Below are 18,533 nucleotides of genomic sequence, written 5' to 3'. Positions count from 1 at the left end.
CGCGTACGTGACGTGACCCGGACCCGCAGGCCACCCACCGCCTGCGGGTCCGAGTGCGTCCGGCACCGGTTTCTCCCGCCCCCGCCACCCCTGCCCGCCCCCTCCCGGACCTCCGCCCCGGACCCCGCTCCTCAAGAACCGGAGGGGCTGAATTCCCACGGACTCCCAAAGGTGCCCCCATGCCCCCCGCCCCCGAGCTGATCTCCCCGCGCTCCGCTCGTGTGTCCGCCGCGCGGCGCCTCGCCAAGCGGAACTTCCGAGGCAAGGAGCGGCTGTTCCTCGCGGAGGGGCCGCAGGCCGTGCGGGAGGCGGCCGGGCACCGGGTCGACGGGACGCCCGCACTCGTCGAGCTGTTCGTCACCGTCGAGGCCGCGGAGCGCCACGCCGACATCGTGGGAGAGGCACGCACAGCCGGAGCCCGGGTGCACCTGGCGTCCGAGGACGTGATCGCCGACATCTCCACCACAGTGACCCCGCAAGGACTGGTGGGGGTGTGCCGCTTCCTCGACACGCCCTTCGAGGACGTACTCAAGGCCCGCCCCAAGCTCGTCGCCGTACTCGCCCATGTGCGGGACCCCGGAAACGCCGGCACCGTACTGCGATGCGCCGACGCGGCCGGGGCCGAGGCGGTCGTCCTCACCGACGCGTCCGTCGATCTCTACAACCCCAAGGCCGTGCGGGCCTCCGTGGGCTCCCTCTTCCACCTGCCCGTCGCCGTCGGCGTGCCCGTCGAGGAGGCCGTGGCCGGGCTCAAGGGTGCCGGTGTGCGCGTTCTCGCCGCCGACGGGGCGGGGGACGACGACCTCGACGACGAGCTGGACAAGGGAACCATGGGCGGGCCCACCGCCTGGGTGTTCGGCAACGAGGCGTGGGGGCTTCCCCAGGAGACGCGTGCGCTGGCCGATGCCGTCGTGCGCGTTCCCCTCCACGGAATGGCCGAAAGTCTGAACCTCGCGACCGCCGCCGCCGTATGTCTCTACGCGTCCGCCCGTGCACAGCGCGCCTCCGGCGGGTGCCGTTCCGTCACACTCGGCTAGTAGGGTGGCGGGCTCGGGGCCCTCTCCCCGAGCTCTCGGCTGCGCTCGAAGCAGGGGGGAGCCCCATGCAAGACGAGAGGTGGGGTTCGGGGATGAGTGTCGGCACGAGCAGGTCACCGGCTGCACGGGACGTGCACGGCAAGGCGGCCCCCCGGCACGGTGAGCTCGCCGAGCTCGGCATCGACCCCGACGACCTCCCGGACGGACTCGTCGTCGCCGACGAGCAGGGCCGCGTCGTCTGCTTCAACGCCGCAGCCGCCCGGATCACCGCCGTCCCCGCCCAAGACGCCATCGGACGCCACCTTGAAGTGGTCCTTCCGTTAGAGGACCTGGAGGGCCGCCGCTGGTGGCAGCTGACCGATCCGTACGGCGGACTCGCCATCAGGGTCGGACAGCCCGAGCGGAACCTGCTGCTGCCCGGGGGCAGGGAAGTGCTCGTCTCGGCACGCTATCTCCGTACGGAACCCACCGGGCCCGTCCACCGCGTCGTGGTCTCGCTCCGCGACACCGAGGCCCGTCGCCGCACCGAGCGCAGCCACGCCGAGCTGATCGCCACGGTGGCCCATGAACTGCGCTCGCCGCTCACCTCCGTCAAGGGCTTCACCGCCACCCTGCTCGCCAAGTGGGAACGGTTCACGGACGACCAGAAGAAGCTGATGCTGGAGACCGTCGACGCCGACGCCAATCGCGTGACACGGCTCATCGCCGAACTCCTCGACATCTCGCGCATCGACTCCGGGCGGCTCGAAGTACGCCGCCAGCCCGTCGACATCGGCGCCGCCGTCGGACGGCACATCCAGGCGTACGTCGCAGCCGGTCAGCCCGCCGACCGGTTCCTGCTGCGCATCCAGCAGCCCCTGCCCGCCCTCTGGGCCGACCCCGACAAGATCGACCAGGTGCTCAGCAACCTGCTGGAAAACGCGGTGCGCCACGGCGAGGGAACCGTCACGATTGACGTACAGCCCTCGGCGTCCCCCCGGGAAGGGGAGGACACCGGTACGTCGGTCACGGTGAGCGACGAGGGCCCTGGCATCCCGGAGGAGTCCATGAACCGCGTCTTCACCCGCTTCTGGCGGGGCAGCAAGCGCGGCGGCACGGGCCTCGGGCTCTACATCGTCAAGGGCATCGTCGAAGCCCACGGCGGCACCATCACGGTCGGCCGGGCCCCCGGCGGCGGCGCCGAGTTCCGATTTACGCTGCCCGTGGGCACCCCGGCGTATCTGCAGTAACGCCGAGCCGGGCCCCACGGGCGCATTCGCACACCTCAACCCCGTTAGACTCGGCCTTTGGCACCTTTGCGTCCACCACCAGGGACGAATCGTCTCCAGGTCGAAGACGGGGCACATCAGCCAGCCAATCGGAAGTACGGGAAGAGATGTCGGCACCCAATAAGTCGTACGACCCTGTCGAGGTCGAGGCGTTGAAACCGGAAGAGATCGAGCGCATGCGGGACGAGGCGCTCGCCGCCTTCGCCGCCGCGGACTCCCTCGACGCGCTCCAGGAGGCCAAGGTCGCCCACACCGGCGGCACCTCCCCGCTGGCCCTCGCCAACCGCGAGATCGGCGCCCTGCCCCCGCACGCCAAGGCCGCCGCCGGCAAACTGGTCGGCCAGGCCCGCGGTGCCGTCAACAAGGGGCTCGCCGCACGCCAGGCCGAGCTGGAGGCCGAGCGGGACGCCCGAGTGCTGGTCGAGGAGGCCGTGGACGTCACGCTGCCGTACGACCGTGTACCGGCCGGCGCCCGTCACCCGCTGACCACGCTGTCCGAGCGTATCGAGGACATCTTCGTGGCCATGGGCTACGAGGTCGCCGAGGGCCCCGAGGTCGAGGCCGAGTGGTTCAACTTCGACGCGCTGAACATCGGCCCGGACCACCCGGCCCGCGGCGAGGCCGACACCTTCTTCGTGCAGGGCCCCGAAGGAGGCACCGAATCCGGCGTCGTGCTGCGCACCCACACCTCGCCCGTGCAGATCCGCTCCCTGCTGGACCGGGAGCTGCCGGTCTACGTGATCTGCCCCGGCGTCGTCTACCGCACCGACGAGCTGGACGCCACCCACACCCCGGTCTTCCGCCAGGTCGAGCTGCTGGCCGTGGACGAGGGCCTGACCATGGCCGACCTCAAGGGCACCCTCGACCACATGGTCCAGTCGCTGTTCGGTGAGGACATGAAGACCCGGCTGCGGCCGAACTTCTTCCCGTTCACCGAGCCGTCCGCCGAGATGGACATGGTGTGCTACGTCTGCCGCGGCGAGTCCGTCGGCAACCCCGACCGACCCTGCCGCACCTGCTCGTCCGAGGGCTGGATCGAGCTCGGCGGCTGCGGCATGGTCAACCCCAAGGTGCTGATCGCCTGCGGCGTCGACCCGGAGAAGTACAGCGGCTTCGCCTTCGGGTTCGGCATCGAACGGATGCTGATGTTCCGCCACAACGTCGAAGACATGCGAGACATGGTCGAGGGTGACGTCCGGTTCACCCGGCCGTTCGGGATGGAGATCTGATGCGGGTCCCGCTTTCCTGGCTGCGGGAGTACGTCGACCTGCCGGCGACCGAAACCGGCCGTGACGTCCAGGCCAAGCTCATTTCGGCCGGTCTGGAGGTCGAGACCGTCGAACACCTCGGCGCCGACCTCAAGGGACCGCTCGTCGTCGGTCAGGTGCTGACCATCGAGGAGCTGGAGGGCTTCAAGAAGCCGATCCGCTTCTGCACCGTCGACGTCGGCACCGCCAACGGTACGGGCGAGCCGCAGGAGATCGTCTGCGGCGCCCGCAACTTCGCCGTCGGCGACAAGGTCGTCGTGGTCCTGCCGGGCGCCGTGCTGCCCGGCGGCTTCGCGATCTCCGCCCGCAAGACGTACGGCCGGAACTCGCACGGCATGATCTGCTCCAGTGACGAGCTGGGCATGGGCGACGACGGCACCAAGGGCATCATCGTGCTGCCGCCGGAGACCGAGGTCGGCAAGGACGCCGTCGAACTGCTCCAGCTGGTCGACGAGGTCCTGGACATCGCCGTCACCGCCAACCGCGGCGACTGCCTGTCCATCCGCGGTGTCGCCCGCGAGACCGCCACCGCCTACGGTCTGCCGCTGCGCGACCCGGCGCTGCTCGACGTGCCCGGGCCGAACGCGTTCGGCTACCCCGTCGAGGTCTCCGACCCCGTCGGCTGCGACCGCTTCACCGCCCGCACCGTCACCGGACTCGACCCGGAGGCGCGCTCCCCGATCTGGCTCAAGCGCCGTCTGCAGAAGGTCGGCATGCGCCCGATCTCGCTCGCCGTCGACATCACCAACTACGTGATGATGGAGCTCGGCCAGCCGCTGCACGCCTACGACCGGGGGCTCGTCCAGGGCACGATCGGCGTGCGCCGGGCCGAGGAGGGCGAGAAGCTCACCACCCTCGACGGCGTCGCGCGCACCCTGCACGCCGAGGACCTGGTGATCACCGACGAGCGCGGCCCCATCGGGCTCGCGGGCGTCATGGGCGGCGCCAACACCGAGATCGCCGACCACCACGATGTGGAGAACGCGTCCACCGAGATCGTCATCGAGGCCGCCCACTTCGACCAGGTCTCGATCGCCCGCACGGCCCGCCGGCACAAGCTGTCGTCGGAGGCGTCCCGCCGCTTCGAGCGCGGCGTCGACCCGCTCGCCGCGGCCGCCGCCGCCCAGCGCACGGTCGACCTGCTGGTGCTGCTCGCCGGCGGCACCGCGGACGGCGGCGTCACCGAGGTCGTCGCGCCGTCCGCGCCGCGCACGATCACGATCCCGGCCGACCACCCCGACAGGGTCGCGGGCGTCGTCTACGGCCGCGAGACCGTCGTACGCCGCCTCCAGGACGTCGGCTGCGACGTGTACGGGCAGGACGAGCTGATCGTCACCGTGCCGTCCTGGCGACCCGACCTCACCGACCCGAACGACCTGGCCGAAGAGGTCATCCGTCTGGAGGGCTACGAGAACCTGCCCTCCACGCTGCCCAGGCTGCCCTCGGGCCGCGGGCTGACCCACCGGCAGCGGCTGCACCGCCGCGTCGGCCGGGCCCTGGCCGGTGCCGGGTACGTCGAGGCGCCGAACTACCCGTTCATCGGCGAGCAGGTCTTCGACCAGCTCGGTCTGGACGCCGCCGACCCGGCCCGCCGCGTCGTCAGGCTCGTCAACCCGCTGAACGACGAGGAGCCGGCGCTGCGTACGTCGCTGCTGCCGGGCCTGCTCGGCGCGCTGCGGCGCAACGACGGGCGGGGCTCGCACGACCTGGCCCTGTTCGAGACCGGCCTGGTCTTCCACCCGCGCGCGGAGCAGCACGTCGCCGCGGCGCTGCCCGTCGACCGCCGTCCGACCGGCGAGGAGATCGCGTCGCTGGGTGCCGCGCTGCCCGAGCAGCCGCGCCACGTCGCCGCCGTTCTCGCGGGCGCCCGCGAGCAGGCCGGCTGGTGGGGCAAGGGCCGTCCGGCCGACTGGGCCGACGCGGTCGAGGCCGCCCGGACCGTCGCCCGGGAGACCGGCGCCGAACTGACCGTCCGCAAGGGCCAGTACGGACCGTGGCACCCCGGCCGCTGCGCCGAGCTGGTCATCACCGTCGACGGCACGGAGCGGGTCGTGGGCCACGCCGGCGAGCTGCACCCGCGCGTGGTGAAGGCCCTGGGCCTGCCCGCGCGCACCTCGGCGATGGAGCTCGACCTGGACGCGCTGGAGCAGGCGAGCGACGGCACCCCGCAGGCACCGGGCATCTCCACGTTCCCGGTCGCCACGCAGGACGTCGCCCTGGTCGTCGACGAGTCCGTGCCGGCGGCGGACGTCGAGGCCGCGCTGCACGAGGGTGCCGGTGAACTGCTGGAGTCCATCCGGCTGTTCGACGTCTACGAGAACGCCGAGCAGCTCGGCCAGGGGCGGAAGTCCCTGGCGTATGCGCTCCGCTTCAGGGCCGGGGACCGGACGCTGACCGTGGATGAGGCGTCCGCGGCCCGTGACGCCGCGGTTGCCCTGGCGGGCGAGCGTACGGGGGCTGTTCTGCGAGGCTAGTCGCCGTTGGGGGCGCTGTGGGCCGGCCGCGGCTTTGTCGTGGTCGGCCCACAGCGCCCCCGGACTCCCACCCGTCACCTCACTCATTCGGGTGACAAGTTGGGGTGATCCGGCCTGATCCGGGCATGAGGCAGTCAGAATCGGACCGGCCCTCCGAGGCCGTCTGTGTGCTGTTTCAGGGCCTGATGGGGGGCCATCGGCATGTCGCGTACCAAGGCTGGGGCTCCCCGTGGGGAAGTGCTCCGGATGGCCCACCGGCTGCGGGCCGCTCTCGCTCGCGGGGCCCGCCACACCAGCCCCTGCCCACAGGCACGGCAGCACGGGCTCGGGGCCCGGATCGTCGGCAGCGCCGTGTTCTTCGCGGTCGGTACTGGTCTGATGCTGCACGCCGGGCAGATGCTGCTCCGGGGGCTGCGGCAGCCCCGCGACGGCGCCGGTGCCGTACGGGGCACACCGCTCAGGCCCCTGCCCGCGCGCATCGACGGGCTGGGCACCGCCGCCGCACACCTCTCCGCCGACCGGAGTGCCGCCGCCGGAGGCGACCTGTACGACGTGATCGCCACCGAGCACGGCGTACGGGTGGTGATGGGTGACGTCCGCGGGCACGGCATCGGTGCCACCGCAACCGTCGCCGCCGTCCTCGGCTGCCTCCGTGAGGCCGCGCACGACGAGGTGGAACTCGCCCGTGTGCTACGGCGGTTGGAGCGGGCCCTCGCCCGGCACCTGCGCGAGCGGGCCACCGCGGGACCGGGCTCCGACAGCCCGGCAGCCGAGGAGTTCGTGACGGTACTGCTGCTGGAGATCCGGCGCGACGGCGAGATGCGTGCCCTCAACTGCGGACACCCCTGGCCCTTCCTGCTCGGCGAGGGCCACGCACAACCCCTCGCCGGCACCGAACCCCTGCCCCCACTCGGGCCGTTCCCCCTCCCCGCCGAACTGCCGTACGTCGACTGCGGCCGGCTCCGGCCCGGCGAGGCGTTGTTCCTGCACACGGACGGGGTCACGGACGCGCGGGACGGCCAGGGCAGGTTCTTCCCCCTGCCCGCCGTGCTCGCCGAGGCCGTACGCGCCGACCCGGTCACGCCCCACGCGGTGCTGCGGGCCGTGGTCGCCCAGCTCCTGCGCCACACCGGCGGAAGGCCCGCGGACGACGTAGCCGTAGTGGTACTGAGCAACGACCGCCAAGCCGGACGCGCCCCTTCAGGGGCGCGGGACAGTGACACATGCGGCTCCGCCGCGGGGGCGCGACCAGCCACAACGAACCCGCGGCCGACGAACTACCAGTAGTTCCCCGGCTCAACCGGCGGAGCCAAGCGGCACGCCGCCCGCCCCGCCGCGGAGTGTCGGGCAGACAGCCGGGCGGACGGCGTGGGAACGGGCCACCGCACTGTAGGAGGGGGAGCCGGCGGCCCGGTCGGCCTCTTGCGAGGCATTTCAGTCAACCGGTCCGAAACCCTACGCGACAGCGCGCACACAGCCCGGCTGCGAGCACTCGGTTCACACCCCGTGTGAACAGGAAGGCGTTACGCTGCTGAGCGGCCGGTACCGAGCCACCGGAGGGCACTCATGCAGCCCAACACGCTGCTCGACTCGATCCTCGACGAGGCCGGGGTCTCCCACGCGGGCCTCGCCGCGCACGTGAACCAGGCAGGGAGGGCGCGCGGTCTCGCGCTCAGGTACGAACACACCGCCGTGGCACGGTGGTTGAAGGGGCAGCGTCCGCGCGGACAGGTGCCGGACCTGATCTGCGAGGTGCTCGCCGCCCGGCTGCACCGCACCGTCACCCTCGACGACATCGGTCTCGGCATCCCCGGAGAGCCGGTCAGCTCCCACGGTTCGTCGCTCTCCGGCTTCGTGGAGCGCGCCACCGCGCTGTGGCGCTCCGACGAACAACAGCGCCCGCACATCCTCGGCGCCCCGGCCGTCACCGGAACCCCCGCCGTGATGCCCGTGTGGGAGTGGGAGAACCCGCCCGAGGACGTGGACGTCTCGCGCGGCGGCCGCCAGCAGGTCAGCATGGCCGACATCGAGATGCTGCGCGCGGCCCGCACCCACTACGAGCAGATGTACCGCAAGGCGGGCGGCATAGCGACACGCACCCGCATCGTCGGCTTCCTCAACGCCGAGGCCGCGCCGCTGCTGCGGGGCAGCTACACCGATGCCACGGGGCGCCAACTCCACCGTGCCACGGGCGGGCTGGTGGCCGTCGCCGGTATCTGCGCCTACGACTCCGACGCTCACGGACTCGCCCAGCGCTACTTCCACCAGGCGCTGCGGCTCGCGAAGGCCAGCGGGGACCGGGGGCTCGGCGCGTATGTGATCGCGCTGCTCGTGAACCAGGCACTGTTCATGAAGGAGTACCGGCAGGCGGTCGCCTTCGCGGAGGCCGCGCTGCGCGCCGCGGGCAAGCGCATCACCCCGGCGCTCGCCTCGGACCTGTACGCGATGCAGGCCAAGGCGTACGCGCACCTCGGCGACGGTACGAGCGCGCTGTCCTGCATCCGGCGTGCCGAGCAGGCCGCCGAGCGTATCCGGCGCGGGCACGAGCCGGACGAGACCGGCTATGTCCAGCCGGGCCTGGTCAACGTACAGGTGGCGGAGGCGCTGCTCAGCCTCGGTGATCTGACGGCCGCGGCCGAGCACGCCACCGCCGCGGTGGGCACGCCGGCGCACGACCGGGGGCGCGTCCACCGGCTCGCCATGCTCAGTCAGATCGAGCTGCGGCAGGGCAATGCGGACAAGGCGGTGGCGACCGCCGTCGAAATGGCCGAGACGGCGCGAGGGATGGAGTCCCAGCGGCTGCGTGACAGACTGCGGGCGGTGCGCGAGCACCTGGTGCGCAGCGGCCGCGCGGGCACGGCCGAGGCCGCCGAACTCATCGACGGGGCACTGCGCGTACCGCTCTAGCCGGGAGGCCGTACCGAGGAGGACTGCCCTCGGTGCGTCCGATCTCCGAACGTACGGGAACACGGCGCACTCCGCTGTGCCGCGAGCGGGTCGCCGTGCGCTCACTGTGCGCCTGCTGTCAGGCTTTTCCTGCTGCGATATTGCCACTTACTCGGCGGAAGGTGGCAGAACCGTGCAGTGGACGAAACAGAACGAACAAACTGTGTATGAAAACCGCTGGTTCAGCGTCAATCTCGCGGATGTGGAGCTGCCGGACGGGCGGCATCTCGATCACTTCCTGATCCGGCTGCGGCCCGTGGCCGTGGCGACGGTGGTGAACGAGGCGAACGAGGTGCTGCTGCTGTGGCGGCACCGCTTCATCACCGACAGCTGGGGATGGGAGCTCGCCGCGGGCGTGGTCGAGGACGGCGAGGACATCGCCGAGGCCGCGGCCCGCGAACTGGAGGAGGAGACCGGCTGGCGGCCGGGACCCCTGCGTCACCTGATGAGCGTCGAGCCCTCCAACGGGCTCACCGACGCCCGGCACCACATCTTCTGGGCCGACGAGGGTACGTACGTCGGCCACCCCGTGGACGACTTCGAGTCCGACCGCCGGGAATGGGTTCCCCTGAAGCTCGTCCCCGACATGGTCGCCCGCGGCGAGGTCCCGGCCGCCAACATGGCAGCCGCGCTGCTCCTCCTGCACCATCTGAGGCTCGGACAGGACGCCTAGGCCCTGTCGTCAAACTCCCTCCCCCACTGCCTTAAGGGCGTGGGAGGTGCCCCCAGCCCCGCGACGCCATGCACGCTCCCCCACTGCCTTGAGGGCGTGGGAGGTACCCCCACTCGCCGCACCGGGCGAAAGCCCTAGTACATCCAGTACGAGGGCTTCCGCCCGGCACGCCGAGAGCACGCACCTGACGCCGCGAGGCCCGCCCTTCGGGCGGACGACGGGAGTTTGACGACAGGGCCTTGCCCTGATTCCCCCACGGCGTCCGGCGAGTCAGCGGCCAACAGCCTGCCAGATCGTCACGACGAGCGCGCCCACGGCCGTGAGCGCCGCCACCGCGGGCAGCGGCCAGCGGGTGTGCTCCAGGGCGACGAGCCGTGCGCTCAGGTCGTCGACGTCCTTGGCGGTCTGCTCGGTCTGGTGACTGAGCAGGGTGATCCCTCCCTCCACGCGGGCATGCGCCACGTCGAGGCGGCGGCGTAACTCTGCGAGTTCACCGTGGACCACGGAATGCTCCGGGTCGTTGGCCACGACTTCCACTCCTTTCTGTAGTCGTCTCATCACTTGCACGCGCACGAGCAGTCAACTCGCCTGGTGGGCGCGTGGGGAGCGTGTGCGAAGGGCATATGCGTGCCCGGCGCGCACACGGTGTGTGAATGAAGTGGGCCCGGCACCTCTCTTCGGCGCCGGGCCCACGGAGGCCTCAAGTTCTACGGAAAGTAATCGTCACGGGTAGGTGTAGAAGCCCGACCCCGACTTCCGGCCGAGCCGGCCCGCGTCGACCATGCGCTGGAGCAGCGGGGGAGCGGCGTACAGCGGCTCCTTGTACTCCTCGTACATCGAGTGGGCCACCGAGGCCACCGTGTCCAGGCCGATCAGGTCGGACAGCTTCAGCGGGCCCATCGGGTGGGCGCAGCCCAGCTCCATGCCGTTGTCGATGTCCTCGCGGCTGGCGATGCCCGACTCGAACATCCGGATCGCGGAGAGCAGGTACGGGATCAGCAGCGCGTTGACCACGAAGCCGGACCGGTCCTGGGCGCGGATCGCGTGCTTGCCCAGCACCTTCTCGGTGAAGAGCTGGGCCCGGCTCAGCGTGCCCTCGGAGGTGGTGAGCGCGGGGATCAGCTCGACCAGCTTCTGCACGGGCGCCGGGTTGAAGAAGTGGATGCCGATGACCTGATCGGGCCGCGAGGTGGCCACGGCCAGCTTCACCAGCGGGATGGACGAGGTGTTGGAGGCGAGGATCGCGTCCGGACGGGTCACCACCTGGTCGAGCACCTGGAAGATCTCGGTCTTCACCTGCTCGTTCTCGACGACGGCCTCGATCACCAGATCGCGGTCCGCGAACTCGCCGAGGTCGGTGGTGAAGCCGAGCCGCGTCTGCGTCGCCCCCAGCTCCTCCTCGGTGATCTTGCCCCGCTCGGCCGCCTTGGACAGGGAGTTGAACAGCCGGGTACGGCCGATCTCCAGGGCCTCGCCGGTGGTCTCGGCGACCTTCACGTCCAGCCCGGCGCGGGCGCACACCTCGGCGATGCCCGCTCCCATCTGGCCGCAGCCCACGACTCCGACTCGTGTGATATCTGCCCAACTGTCGGTCACATCGTCCCTTTCATCGGCATACGGATCATCACAGCAATCCCGAGGAGTCCGGGCCTGCGCCAAACCCGCACGTTACCTTCGGCGGCTACTGATCAGTATCGCGGGTGGCACATGGCAGGCTTTTCGGGCACGGCTCGCTGAGCACGGTCGCGGTCCCGGCACAGGCTCTGGCGTCCGGAGGCGAGCGGAACACACGGCACAGGGAGGCATGGGAATGAGTCGGATGTCGCGGCGGCTGTTTTCCGGGGCGATGCTCGGCGGGGTGGTCGCGGCGGGAGGCGCCGCCGCCTGGGGGGCCACGGCAAGGGACGACGACAGCGGCGGCGAGGCCCGGCGCGGGGCGCCCGCCCCCGAGCTGCGCGGCATGTGGGTGGCGTCCGTGGCCAATCGCGACTGGCCCTCCCGCCCCGGCCTGACGGCCAAGCAGCAGCGCGCGGAACTCATCGCGCACCTCGACACCGCCGTGAAGCGCCGCCTCAACGCGGTGATCTTCCAGGTCCGTCCCGCGGCCGACGCGCTCTGGCCGTCCCCCTACGAGCCCTGGTCGCAGTACCTCACCGGTACCCAGGGCAAGGACCCCGGCTGGGATCCGCTGGGCACGGCGGTCAAGGAGGCCCACGCGCGGGGGCTGGAGCTGCACGGCTGGTTCAACCCGTACCGCGTCGCGGTCCACGACGACCCGACGAAGCTGGTCGCCTCGCACCCCGCCCGCAAGCACCCCGACTGGGTCGTCGCCTACGGCGGCAAGCTCTACTACAACCCGGGCATCCCGGCAGTGCGCGCCTTCGTCCAGAAGGCCATGCTCGACGCGCTGCGCCGGTACCCGATCGACGCCGTGCACTGGGACGACTACTTCTACCCGTACCCGGTCGCGGGCCAGACCTTCGACGACGACGCGGCGTACGACGAACACGGCGGCGGCTTCCCGAACCGGGCCGCCTGGCGACGCGACAACATCGACAAGCTGGTGCGCGAGACCGCGGCGAAGATCAAGCAGATCCGGCCCGGTACCCAGTTCGGCATCAGCCCCTTCGGGGTGTGGCGCAACGCGTCCACCGACCCGCTCGGCTCCGACACGAAGGCCGGTGTGCAGACGTACGACGACCTGTACGCGGACACCCGTAAGTGGGTCCGCAAGCACTGGGTCGACTACATCTGCCCGCAGCTGTACTGGAACATCGGCTTCACCGCCGCCGACTACGCCAAGCTGCTCCCCTGGTGGGCGAAGGTCGCCAAGGGCAGCGGAACACGGCTGTACGTGGGTGAGGCTCTGTACAAGGCCGGGGACCCGGCGCAGCCCGCGGCCTGGCAGAAGCCCGGGGAACTGTCCCGGCACCTCACCTTCGCCCGTGACTACCCCCAGGTGCGCGGCCACGTGTTCTTCTCGGCCAAAGAGGTCAAGGAGGACAGGATCGGGGCCATGGCCCGGGTGGTTGCCGACCACTACCAGCGGCCGGTGCGGACGCCCAAGGTCCCCTGAGTCCCTCCAGGGAGGCGAACAGGCCCCCCTCCTTCGGGAGGAGTGTCGGCAACGGCGGCGCGGGTAGGCCGACCCGGAGTTCGCGAGCACCAGCGGCGGCACCACCGCCCCTGCCGCCGTTGCGCACTGTCACCTTGCCCTGGTAGTCGCGCGACCTTGTGCTGGCCGTCCGGTGCTCGGCGGCGCAGGCGCCGCCCGGGCCGCCGACATCGTGCCGCCGGTGGTGGTTCCGGAGCCTGTACCGCTGCTCGTGCCACCGCCGGCGCCGGATGTGGTGCTGCCCAAGTGCGGAGTCTGCCAGTCACGCCACTGCGCGAGGTTGCCGGCCTTGCCGGAAGCGATCCGGAACGCGCCCGAGCCGCTGCCCGAGCCCAGCAGGAACTTCGAGATGTTCTGCTGCAGCGGGGCCTTCCACTCGGGCCTGACGGCGCAGTGCGTGCCGTCGGCGACGTCGGACCAGTAGGTGATGTTGCTGCCCGCGCCGAGCGCCTTGTAGACCTCCGCGCCGCCCAGGGCGGCCACGCTGCCGGACCGGGCGGCGAGCCAGTTGATGTGTGGGTTCTCCATGACGAACAGACCTCGCGGAGCGACCATGCCGACGATCTCGTGCGTGTCCACCGGCAGGGCGTTCGGGTTGCCGGTGTAGGTGCCGAAGGCGTCACCGAGCCACGGCTGCTCCGAGTAGCCGCTGCTCAGTGGCTGGGAGCCGCTCTCTCCGGGGATCGCCCGGTAGGCGGGCAGGCCGGCTGTGCCGGACTCGATCGGCATCGTCAGCGCGATGCGCTGGTCGAAGGCACCGGCCACGAAGGCGCCCTTGCCGAACCGCGAGCAGCCCGTGACGCCGGTCGCGCCGGCCTTCAGAACCGATCCGTCCGACTGCTCGATCACGTCGATGATCCGGCTCACGCCCCAGGACCAGGCCATCAGCAGACCAGTGTTGCTGGATGAGCCGTAGATGTTGTAGAAAGCGCCCTGCTTGTTGTTGCGAGCCGTGTTCTCCTTGCCCACGGTGTAGGGGTCGAAGTTGATGACGGCGACGCCGGACGCCTTGATGGTGTTGACGTCCGCGCCGAGTCCGCCGTAGACGATGATTGCGGGGAAGGGGCCGGAGCCACCGGGCAGCGAGACGCTCGCGGAGAAACTGGCACTCCTGCCCTGGTGAGTGACGTTCACCGTGATGCCGTTCGATGAGACGCTCCCGGTCACGGCGGCGGGCTTCGTGGGCTTCTGGCCGTAAAGGGACTGCTCGGCCAGTTCCCTGATCTCCGCCCGGCGGCACCGCCAGTCGGACACGGTGGTGACACGGGTGCCGTCCAGCTTGGTGAACGGGTCGGGAAGCAGCGATCGGGAGGGCGTCGAGCCCGAGCCGGGCACCGGGCAGTCGAGCCCGTCGTCCTCTACGCCGGGGGCGGCCTGCGCCGCGGCCGCCACGGTGTCGGCGGGGTGGGCCTGTTGCAGGGTCGCGCCGGTCAGTGCCGCGGCAGCGGCGAGGGCTGTTGCCGTCGGCAGTCCAGGGCCGCGGCGGCGTAAACGGTATGAGCGCATGGGGCCTCCAGAGAAACGCCAGAGGGGTGTGGGAGCGCTCCCATAGGCAATGTGTCAGAGGCACGACAAATGCGGGCCACGGACTTCCGGCCAATCTCCGACGGATTATCGAGACCAGGGAGGTCCACCGTTGCGCCTGGGTGCGCTTGCCTGCCCACGCCTTGCGGCGGTGTCTCGACGACGGCCACGATCCTCACCAACGGCCGGCGCCTCAGGCGCGGACCCGCTGGCCTGCGCTGCCGGGAACGCGTTCGGGTCCCCTCCAGGTTCACCAGTTCCTATAGGTTTCCCTGTTCTTTGCGGACGAGGATGGAGGCGCGGCAAGTCGATCTCCCGTGACAGCATGACGTCCCCGGAGTGGCTCGAATGTCTCAGGTGGTACTCACAGACCCAGCGTGCGTCGCGCTGCACCTGCCCGGCACCATCACTTCGCCGGACTGGCCATGTGCCCTCAGCGCGACCGCGGCATCTGCCCAGTCCTCTCTGCCAGAACACCGGAACCCGGTGGGCTCCGCAGAAACTGTGGGGCACCCGCGAAGACCCGGCTGAGTCCGAGCGGCTGAGGAATTCTCCTCACCAAGAGCAATCGGAAGCCCACTGCCGTGCTGGGGCGGACGGGTAACCGGGCGAGTGCTCCTGTCTGCCTCGCATACGGCGAAGCCGACGAAATCGATTCCCCTCAGAAGGTATGGAAACGATGCAGAGGAAAAATAGCGAAATGACCACTCATGCTTTGTCGCAATGTGTCGTCTGCAACGGATCGATCGAACGAACGGGAAAGCGAAGCAAGCTCTCTTCATCCCTGCGGTACTGCTCAAATGCCTGCCGTCAACGCGCTTACCGACACCGCTCGAAAAACAGCGTCATCAAGGCCGCGGACAGCAGTAGGTTACTCACTCGGCTCAGCAGCTTTGTCGGCCGTTCCGACGAGTTGGTCGAGTTGCGACGATTACTTCGATCCGAACGATTGCTGACACTCACCGGGCCTGCGGGAGCGGGTAAAAGTCGTCTGGCGCTCGAATTGGCTCTACGGGAGCAACGCAGCGGACGCCGTGAGGTCGTCTTCGCGGAGCTGGGCTCGCTCATGCGAGGCGACTCGGTGGAACAGCACGTTGCAGCGCTTCTCGCGTCGGCGGTACGCGACCGCACGCTGCTGCTCGTGTTGGACACCTGCGAACATGTGCTGGACGAGTGCGGACAACTGCTGAGCGAGCTGCTGCCGAACCATCCCGAGTGGCGGGTTCTTGCTACCAGCCGCGAGCCCCTGCGAATTCCGGGAGAGATGCTCCACTCGGTGACCGGACTGCCTTTACCCGACATTCATGGGGAGCGGCAACATCTGTCCGCATATATGCAGTGGGATTCGGTTCGTCTGTTCTGTGAACGGGCGCAGTCAGTCGAACCGGGATTCCAGATCACACAGGAGAACGCTGAGCAAATAGGTAGGATATGTGCCCGCGTTGACGGCCTGCCGCTGGCAATAGAGTTGGCTGCCGGCCTGGTGGGCACGCTCCCATTGGTCGAGATTCACGATGGGCTCGACGACAGCATGTCGTTGTTGAACCATGGCTGGCGGACATCGGAGCGGCGTCATCAGAGTCTGCGCGCCGCGTTCGGGTGGAGCTATGACTTGCTGACGCCGGCGGAGCAGAAGGTGTTCAGAAGGGTGGCGGTGCTGCCAGGCGGGTTCGGGCTGGATGCCGCCGCTGCCGTACATTCGGAGGACCGAATGACGGGCTCGGAATTGAGAGCGATTCTGGCACGTCTCGCGATGAAATCCCTCATCACGCCATGCGCCGGCCCGTCAAACCTGTCGCGATTCCGCATGTTGGAACCCGTACGTTGCTACGGGTATGAACGACTTCATGCCGAGGGTGAGCAGGAGCAGGTCTACGATCATTTTGCCGGCTGGCTGGCGGAACTGGCGACCCCACTCCAAGGAACATCGATCATTTCTTCCCGGACATTGGAACGACTGAAGGAAGAGCAGGAAAATCTGAGGCATGCTCTGGACTGGTTGAGCGCAGGGCACGATGAGCGGCAATTGCTGCTGGCGGGAGCGCTCGGTATGGGGGCCACTCCAGGAGTGCGCCATCATGCGTCACCGACGACCCGTCAATTGATCTCCAGCGTTCTGGAACGAGCTGACACGATGTCGACTTATCGCAGTATTGCTCTGGAAGGGGCTGCCGTCCAGGCTGTGCGGGAGGGCGAACGTGATGAGGCCGTGCACTGTGTTGAGCAAGCAGTGGAGTTGGAGCGCCAGGGGCGTCGCTTTCCGCTGCTCGGCCGCCTGATGCTCCTGCTGAGTCTCCTCCGGGAGTTACGAGGCGAACGCACCGCGGCGCTTGCGGACCTGCAGGAGTACCTGCGGATCAGCCGCCGTCTCGATGACGAACTCATGACCGCGGTCGGCTTGAGCCACCTGGCTCGGCACTGCTTGTATCGGGGGGACCTGACGCGAGCGAACAAAGTGATCGGCAGAGCGCTACCTGTCCTGCGAACAGAGGAATTGCCGGTCCACTCAAGCGCTGTTCTGCACACTGCGGGTTCTCTCGCCTTGGAACAGAACCGCTTGGCAGACGCCGAGAAATGCTTCGTTGAACTACTGCAGCAAGCCACAGATGACCTCAGCACCACCGCCTCTGCGCTCGAAGGGCTGGCCATCATCGCTGTACGGAAGCATCAGTTCGAGCGAGGGCTGCAGCTTCTCGCGGCAGCCCTGGCCGTCGGACCACGCTTTGGCGATCCCGCGTCGTGGTGGCAAGTGCGAGTCCGTGCCGCGCTGACCGCAGCCATGCAAGCACTGCCGGCCAAGCGATCCCAACAAGCACTCGCGCTCGGACGCGGGTTGCGCCCTCATCAAGTCGTATGCCATGCGCTGGGAGCGGAGAGGGCCCCTCTCGCGGACGTGAAGGGCAGTAGCCTGTTGAGCGAACGAGAGTGGGACGTCATTGGCCTGCTGATGAATGGGCTGACCAATCGACAGATCGCGTCTCGACTGTTTCTTTCGGTGCGTACCGTCGAAACACATATACGGAACATTCGCGCCACACTCGGTCTCCGTTCCCGTGCGCACCTCGCGGCATGGGCTGCTCAGCAGGAGGTACGCACCGATGAATCCGGCCTCGCTCTGCGCCCCGGCCCCCTTTGCGGATGAGGCTGTCGAGACCTCACCGAAGCCGCCCCTGACAGGTTCCGTCGTCGCGCCGGGCGCGGGGCGCCTCCCATTCGACGAGGGCGAGGCCCGCGGCCATGCCTCCGCCGAACCCGGCGAGTACCACGAGGTCGCCGGTGGCAAGGCGCTCGGCGGCCCGGTCCAGGGTGATCGGCACCGATGCCGCTCCGGTGTTGCCGTACTGCTGCACCGTCATGTGCGTGTGCTCGGGCAGGAAGCCGAGGTCCGCCCCTAGTGCTTCGATCATGCGTCCGTTGGCCTGATGCGGCACGAGGTGCGGCTGTCGTGCGCTGTCGGTCGGATGAGCGTCCAGGAAGTCCCGGACAAGTGGCCCGACCCGGCTCTCCACGAAGTGGCGCACGGCCCGGCCGTCCATCGTGAAGTAGTGCAGGCCCCGAGCGAGGGACGTGGACGAGGCGGGGATGAGCGAGCCGCCGGCCGGGACCCGGATCAGGTCCCGCTTCTCCGGGAAGGTGGCGAGGCGAGTGGCGAACACACCCCGGCCCCTGGTGGGCCCGAGGACGACCGCGCCCGCGCCGTCACCGAAGAGCACCACGGTGCGGCGGTCGGTGGGGTCGAGCGTACGGGAGTAGATGTCGGCCCCGATGACGACGGCGTGTCCACCGGTGCCGCGTAACATCCGTTCCGCGGTGGCCAGGGCGAATACGAAACCGCTGCACACCGCGTTCATGTCGAAGGCGGGGGTGCCCGAGGTGACCCCCAGTTCGAGGGCGACCGCGGTGGCGGTGGGCGGCTGCGGCGAGTCCGGGGTGGACGTCGCCACAATGACCAACGAGACGTCTTGCGCGCGGATGCCGGCATCGGCCAGCGCCCGGAGGGCGGCCGTCGCGGCGAGGCCGGAAGTGGCCTCGTCCGGCTTTGCCCAGCGGCGCTCGCGTATCGCGGTCCTGCGGACGATCCACTCGTCCGTCACCCCGGCCGGCGTTCCGACTTCCTCGTTGGTGACGACGTTGCCGGGGAGGCAGGAACCCGTACCGAGTATCCCGATGGCCTCCGTATCGAGGACCGTTGCTGCACGAGGGGTCATGATGACTCATTTCATGTCGT

The 18,533-nt window shown here is 69.7% G+C and carries 13 protein-coding genes; 9 read left to right on the top strand and 4 right to left on the bottom strand.

What is annotated here, in order from left to right; translation table 11 throughout:
* The first annotated feature begins 179 nt into the window (after positions 1 to 179).
* The 7 genes from IE262_RS14000 (at position 180) to IE262_RS13970 (ending at position 9,666) form a co-directional block, all read left to right on the top strand.
* A complete protein-coding gene (locus IE262_RS14000) occupies positions 180 to 1,037 on the top strand; it encodes a TrmH family RNA methyltransferase (protein WP_189873857.1) in 858 nt (285 codons plus the stop codon).
* Positions 1,038 to 1,129: 92 nt separating this feature from the next.
* A complete protein-coding gene (locus IE262_RS13995) occupies positions 1,130 to 2,266 on the top strand; it encodes a sensor histidine kinase (protein WP_189873855.1) in 1,137 nt (378 codons plus the stop codon).
* A gap of 146 nt (positions 2,267 to 2,412) precedes the next feature.
* Complete coding sequence (gene pheS, locus IE262_RS13990; protein WP_189873853.1) at positions 2,413 to 3,534, top strand: phenylalanine--tRNA ligase subunit alpha; 1,122 nt, start codon at positions 2,413 to 2,415, stop codon at positions 3,532 to 3,534.
* Positions 3,534 to 6,047 carry a phenylalanine--tRNA ligase subunit beta gene (gene pheT / locus IE262_RS13985; RefSeq protein WP_134039188.1) on the top strand — a complete coding sequence of 838 codons (2,514 nt, stop codon included), beginning with the start codon at positions 3,534 to 3,536 and terminating at the stop codon, positions 6,045 to 6,047. Before pheS ends, pheT begins: the two co-directional genes overlap by 1 nt.
* Before the next feature lie 246 nt (positions 6,048 to 6,293).
* Positions 6,294 to 7,334: a PP2C family protein-serine/threonine phosphatase gene (locus tag IE262_RS13980; RefSeq protein WP_229877251.1), complete on the top strand. Its 1,041-nt coding sequence runs from the start codon at positions 6,294 to 6,296 to the stop codon at positions 7,332 to 7,334.
* Positions 7,335 to 7,613: 279 nt separating this feature from the next.
* A complete protein-coding gene (locus tag IE262_RS13975) occupies positions 7,614 to 8,954 on the top strand; it encodes an NsdA family TPR-like regulatory protein (protein ID WP_189873849.1) in 1,341 nt (446 codons plus the stop codon).
* 172 nt (positions 8,955 to 9,126) lie between these two features.
* Complete coding sequence (locus IE262_RS13970; protein ID WP_134039185.1) at positions 9,127 to 9,666, top strand: NUDIX domain-containing protein; 540 nt, start codon at positions 9,127 to 9,129, stop codon at positions 9,664 to 9,666.
* Positions 9,667 to 9,936: 270 nt separating this feature from the next.
* Here the strand turns inward: IE262_RS13970 and IE262_RS13965 are convergent, their stop codons facing one another.
* The gene (locus tag IE262_RS13965; protein ID WP_134039184.1) at positions 9,937 to 10,194 is read right to left on the bottom strand and encodes a hypothetical protein; all 258 of its coding nucleotides are present in this window, start codon (positions 10,192 to 10,194) and stop codon (positions 9,937 to 9,939) included.
* Positions 10,195 to 10,389: 195 nt separating this feature from the next.
* Positions 10,390 to 11,262 (bottom strand): 3-hydroxybutyryl-CoA dehydrogenase, encoded by an 873-nt coding sequence (locus IE262_RS13960; RefSeq protein WP_166681702.1) that lies wholly within the window; start codon positions 11,260 to 11,262, stop codon positions 10,390 to 10,392.
* Positions 11,263 to 11,485: 223 nt separating this feature from the next.
* Between IE262_RS13960 and IE262_RS13955 the strand changes: the two genes are divergently transcribed.
* Complete coding sequence (locus tag IE262_RS13955) at positions 11,486 to 12,742, top strand: glycoside hydrolase family 10-like protein (RefSeq protein ID WP_134039253.1); 1,257 nt, start codon at positions 11,486 to 11,488, stop codon at positions 12,740 to 12,742.
* Between the two features lie 129 nt (positions 12,743 to 12,871).
* Here the strand turns inward: IE262_RS13955 and IE262_RS13950 are convergent, their stop codons facing one another.
* A complete protein-coding gene (locus IE262_RS13950) occupies positions 12,872 to 14,287 on the bottom strand; it encodes a glucuronyl esterase domain-containing protein (RefSeq protein WP_229877250.1) in 1,416 nt (471 codons plus the stop codon).
* Between the two features lie 688 nt (positions 14,288 to 14,975).
* On the opposite strand from IE262_RS13950, the gene IE262_RS13945 reads away from it, so the two are divergent.
* Complete coding sequence (locus IE262_RS13945) at positions 14,976 to 17,447, top strand: ATP-binding protein (RefSeq protein WP_189873845.1); 2,472 nt, start codon at positions 14,976 to 14,978, stop codon at positions 17,445 to 17,447.
* A gap of 13 nt (positions 17,448 to 17,460) precedes the next feature.
* Here the strand turns inward: IE262_RS13945 and IE262_RS13940 are convergent, their stop codons facing one another.
* On the bottom strand, positions 17,461 to 18,513 hold the full coding sequence (locus IE262_RS13940; RefSeq protein ID WP_134039181.1) for a 3-oxoacyl-ACP synthase III family protein: 1,053 nt from the start codon (positions 18,511 to 18,513) through the stop codon (positions 17,461 to 17,463).
* Positions 18,514 to 18,533: the final 20 nt, after the last annotated feature.

Origin of the sequence: Streptomyces bluensis (assembly GCF_014650715.1) — a bacterium.
GTDB lineage: Bacteria > Actinomycetota > Actinomycetes > Streptomycetales > Streptomycetaceae > Streptomyces > Streptomyces bluensis.
This window is presented reverse-complemented; position numbering and strand designations above follow the sequence as displayed.

What these genes read in the sequence shown, in the direction of transcription:
- IE262_RS14000 (WP_189873857.1), top strand. Translation starts at nt 180, where the DNA reads ATGCCCCCCGCCCCCGAGCTGATCTCCCCGCGCTCCGCTCGTGTGTCC.
- IE262_RS13995 (WP_189873855.1), top strand. Translation starts at nt 1,130, where the DNA reads ATGAGTGTCGGCACGAGCAGGTCACCGGCTGCACGGGACGTGCACGGC.
- pheS (WP_189873853.1), top strand. Translation starts at nt 2,413, where the DNA reads ATGTCGGCACCCAATAAGTCGTACGACCCTGTCGAGGTCGAGGCGTTG.
- pheT (WP_134039188.1), top strand. Translation starts at nt 3,534, where the DNA reads ATGCGGGTCCCGCTTTCCTGGCTGCGGGAGTACGTCGACCTGCCGGCG.
- IE262_RS13980 (WP_229877251.1), top strand. Translation starts at nt 6,294, where the DNA reads ATGGCCCACCGGCTGCGGGCCGCTCTCGCTCGCGGGGCCCGCCACACC.
- IE262_RS13975 (WP_189873849.1), top strand. Translation starts at nt 7,614, where the DNA reads ATGCAGCCCAACACGCTGCTCGACTCGATCCTCGACGAGGCCGGGGTC.
- IE262_RS13955 (WP_134039253.1), top strand. Translation starts at nt 11,486, where the DNA reads ATGTCGCGGCGGCTGTTTTCCGGGGCGATGCTCGGCGGGGTGGTCGCG.
- IE262_RS13950 (WP_229877250.1), bottom strand. Translation starts at nt 14,287, where the DNA reads ATGCGCTCATACCGTTTACGCCGCCGCGGCCCTGGACTGCCGACGGCA.
- IE262_RS13945 (WP_189873845.1), top strand. Translation starts at nt 14,976, where the DNA reads ATGGAAACGATGCAGAGGAAAAATAGCGAAATGACCACTCATGCTTTG.
- IE262_RS13940 (WP_134039181.1), bottom strand. Translation starts at nt 18,513, where the DNA reads ATGACCCCTCGTGCAGCAACGGTCCTCGATACGGAGGCCATCGGGATA.